A 2,871-nucleotide genomic window follows, 5' to 3' on the forward strand; every position below is an offset into this window, starting at 1 on the left:
CCGCAGCAATTCGAGGTAGATCACATTCTCCAACACCCGGCCACGATCTGGCGCCGAACGTCCCAGCAACGCCGTGCGAAGGCCCGGGTCAACCAGATAGTACTTCTGGATCCGTTCTAGCCGGCGTTTGCTTCTGATGTTGTAGCGGTTGACCGGATATAGCAGATACGCCTCGACCAGTCCGTCCAGATAGCTCTCTATGGTGGGCGCCGAAACCTTCCGGCCACTTGAGGTCAACTTGTCCGCAATCCGCCGGGGCGAGGTGAGGTTACCAATGTTGTCCGCCATGAAACTCACCAGGTCAAGCAACACCGGCAGGTTGGCCACCCGGCGCCGAACTGCTACATCGCGGCTGATGATGGTGTCTAGCACGCCGCCCAAGTACTGAGTAATGGCGGTCGGCTGATTGGCTAACTGCATTATGAACGGGAACGAACCGTACTGAGCGAACTGGCGGTAGGCGTCCATGGAGGCAAGTTCGTTTTGGACAGACATCCACTCGTGGAAGGACAGCGGCAGAATCGAGAGCTCGACATAGCGACCGGTCAGGCGTGTGGCAAGGTCGCTGGCCAGCAGGCTGGCATTGGACCCCGTGATGTAAACATCAAGGTGTGGTTGAGCCCGTAGGCTGGCCACTGCCTTCTCAAACTCAGGGACCATCTGGACCTCGTCGATAAAAACATAGGTGGTGCCAGACAGAGGTGCGTTGGCCATCACATGGGCGTGGAGAGCCATGTAGTTGGCAGCCAGCGGGTGGTGTTCCACGTTCTCAAGATCGACGGTGATGATGTGTTGGCTGTCCACCCCGGATGCCCGCAGAGCGTCCTGAAACTGACGTAACAAGGTTGACTTGCCACATCGGCGGACCCCGGTGACAACCTTGATGACGTCCTTGTCCCGCCAGGATGTCAGCCACCGCAGGTACGCCTCGCGAACAACCAGTTCCACCGCGCCCTCCTCAAAACGTACTTTTCAAAGTACTGGAAAGGCCAACCTTTGTAAAACCTATTTTACATAGCTGCGATCAGCGCTACCAACCGCGCCCTGCGCGTGGCACCTTCGCCCGAACCTCGCAGGCACCTCGTCTCAAGCGGTGGCGTTGGTGCTTTGAGGTAAACCAACATCAATGACGTTCAGGCCCATGGTCCGCCAGGCTGCCAGCAGGTCTTGGTCGCCTGAGATGGCCACTGAGTCTTCGGCTTGAAGGGCCAGCGCGGTGGCAGCGTGGAGTGCGTCGTAGCCGCGTAGGGAATGCTCCAGGGCCATCCTGCCTGCAAGGTCGACCATGTCGCGGTTGGGCGAAATCAAGTCCAGTTCCTCGAGCCGGGCCTCAAGCAGCTCGAGGGCTGCGGCGTGTTGCTGCTCCGTCAGGCGCTTCAGACGAAGCGCCTGAGCAAGGGCGGCGTGGGCTTCGGCAATGCTCAGAATCGAAGAGACCCGCACGTCGCAGGCTTGCCAGAGCTGCGCGCAGAGCGCGCTGCTGGCCTCAGCCACGACCAGCGGCACCACAGCTGAGGTGTCAAAGTAGCCAATCACCGGCGCTGCTGACTCACCAAGTCGCTAACGGTGCCTGCAGTCGCCACTGGAGCGGCCAGGCCGGAGGGCCGCCGCCGCGCCGGCTCAATTAGTCCATTAGCCAGCAAGCGCTCATAGGCTGACTGCCCATTGACCGGGACCAGATGGGCTACCGGTTTGCCGTGCTCGGTCAGGGTGTAAGTGTGCCCCGCCTTGACATCATCAATGTAGCCAGAGAGGTTGGCTCTCAGTTGGCGCAGACCAACAGCGGAGGTAGGCTGATTTGTTGCAACATTCAACATGTCCAAAGTGTACACTGCCGCCGCAGGGCAGTCCTGGCACTGCTGCCTTCGACACCGACCAGCGGCACCACAGTTTGTCCTACCCGCTGGATCCGCTGGGTGCGACTAACTGCTGTTCACCCTGCCCAGACCACGCTTTCTCCTGCCCGCTGATTTCGTTGGGTACGACAAACCGCTGTTCACCCTGCCCTGACCACAGTTTGTCCTACCCGTTGGATCCGTTGGGTACGACAAACCGCTGTTCGCCCTCTCTGCCAGACTGGTTGTGAGTCATTGGCTGGTTGAAGGAGGTGGCTTGATATGACGGTTTCGCCTGGTTGGACTGCCGAGGAGATCCGTGACTTTGTGTTCGAGTATGAAAGGCAGCCGTTCGGTACGAGGAAGGACTGGTTGGCGAGTCAGGGGGTGTCGGTCGGTCGGTTGCGCCGGTGGCGCAGCGTGGTGTTCGACGGGGACCCGGTCCGGGGCCTGGTGCCCCGGACCGGCGGGAAGTCGAAGACACCGGCCCAGCGCCGCGAGATCGCCAGGCGTGCGACCGACCTTGAGGGCGAGGTTGAGGAGTTACGGGCCCAGGTGCAACGGTTGGAGGAGGTGAACCAGGTCCTGGGAAAAGCTATCGGGCTCTTGCACAAGCTGAGCGAGCCAGGGCCCGAATGATCGATGACGTGCGTGCCCGGGGATTCATCGAAGCGGAGAACCGGTTGGTGCGGGAGCTGACCCGGCTGCTGGGTTCACAACGCAGGGCCCTGGCCATGGCCGGTTTGGCCCGTTCCACTTGGCACTACCGGCACAACAACAGGGCGACGGTCGAAGACCCGGTCCACCAGTTAGAGCGTGCCTACCGGTCACGGATCAGCCGGGCCGACAGGCGGTGCGTCGAGGAACACATCTTGGCCGGATGGTCGAGAGGCGAATCAGTCGACCACTCGTTCGCCTCACTGTGGGACCAGGGCGTGATGTTGGCCTCCCGTCGCACCTGGTGGCGGATCGCCGCCGGGATCGAGGAACAGATGCTGCGCCCTAAGACACCGACCAGACGGGGCGGGCGGGTGCC

At 61.4% G+C, this 2,871-nt stretch carries 5 protein-coding genes; 2 read left to right on the forward strand and 3 right to left on the reverse strand.

Features of this window, described 5'->3' with window-relative positions:
* The 3 genes from FWD29_10125 to FWD29_10135 form a co-directional block, all read right to left on the reverse strand.
* Positions 1-948 (reverse strand): ATP-binding protein (locus FWD29_10125; GenBank protein MCL2804285.1); only part of this gene is annotated, 948 nt, incomplete at its 3' end.
* Positions 949-1,086: 138 nt separating this feature from the next.
* Positions 1,087-1,536: a PIN domain-containing protein gene (locus tag FWD29_10130; protein MCL2804286.1), complete on the reverse strand. Its 450-nt coding sequence runs from the start codon at positions 1,534-1,536 to the stop codon at positions 1,087-1,089.
* Positions 1,533-1,817 (reverse strand): type II toxin-antitoxin system prevent-host-death family antitoxin, encoded by a 285-nt coding sequence (locus FWD29_10135; GenBank protein ID MCL2804287.1) that lies wholly within the window; start codon positions 1,815-1,817, stop codon positions 1,533-1,535. Before FWD29_10135 ends, FWD29_10130 begins: the two co-directional genes overlap by 4 nt.
* A 300-nt stretch (positions 1,818-2,117) precedes the next feature.
* Here FWD29_10135 and FWD29_10140 point away from each other — a divergent pair, with 300 nt between their 5' ends.
* A complete protein-coding gene (locus FWD29_10140) occupies positions 2,118-2,474 on the forward strand; it encodes a hypothetical protein (GenBank protein ID MCL2804288.1) in 357 nt (118 codons plus the stop codon).
* An 8-nt stretch (positions 2,475-2,482) separates the two neighbouring features.
* Positions 2,483-2,871: hypothetical protein (locus tag FWD29_10145; protein ID MCL2804289.1), on the forward strand; the 389-nt coding region annotated here is incomplete at its 3' end.

The sequence above is a fragment of the Micrococcales bacterium genome, from assembly GCA_009784895.1.
GTDB lineage: Bacteria > Actinomycetota > Actinomycetes > Actinomycetales > WQXJ01 > WQXJ01.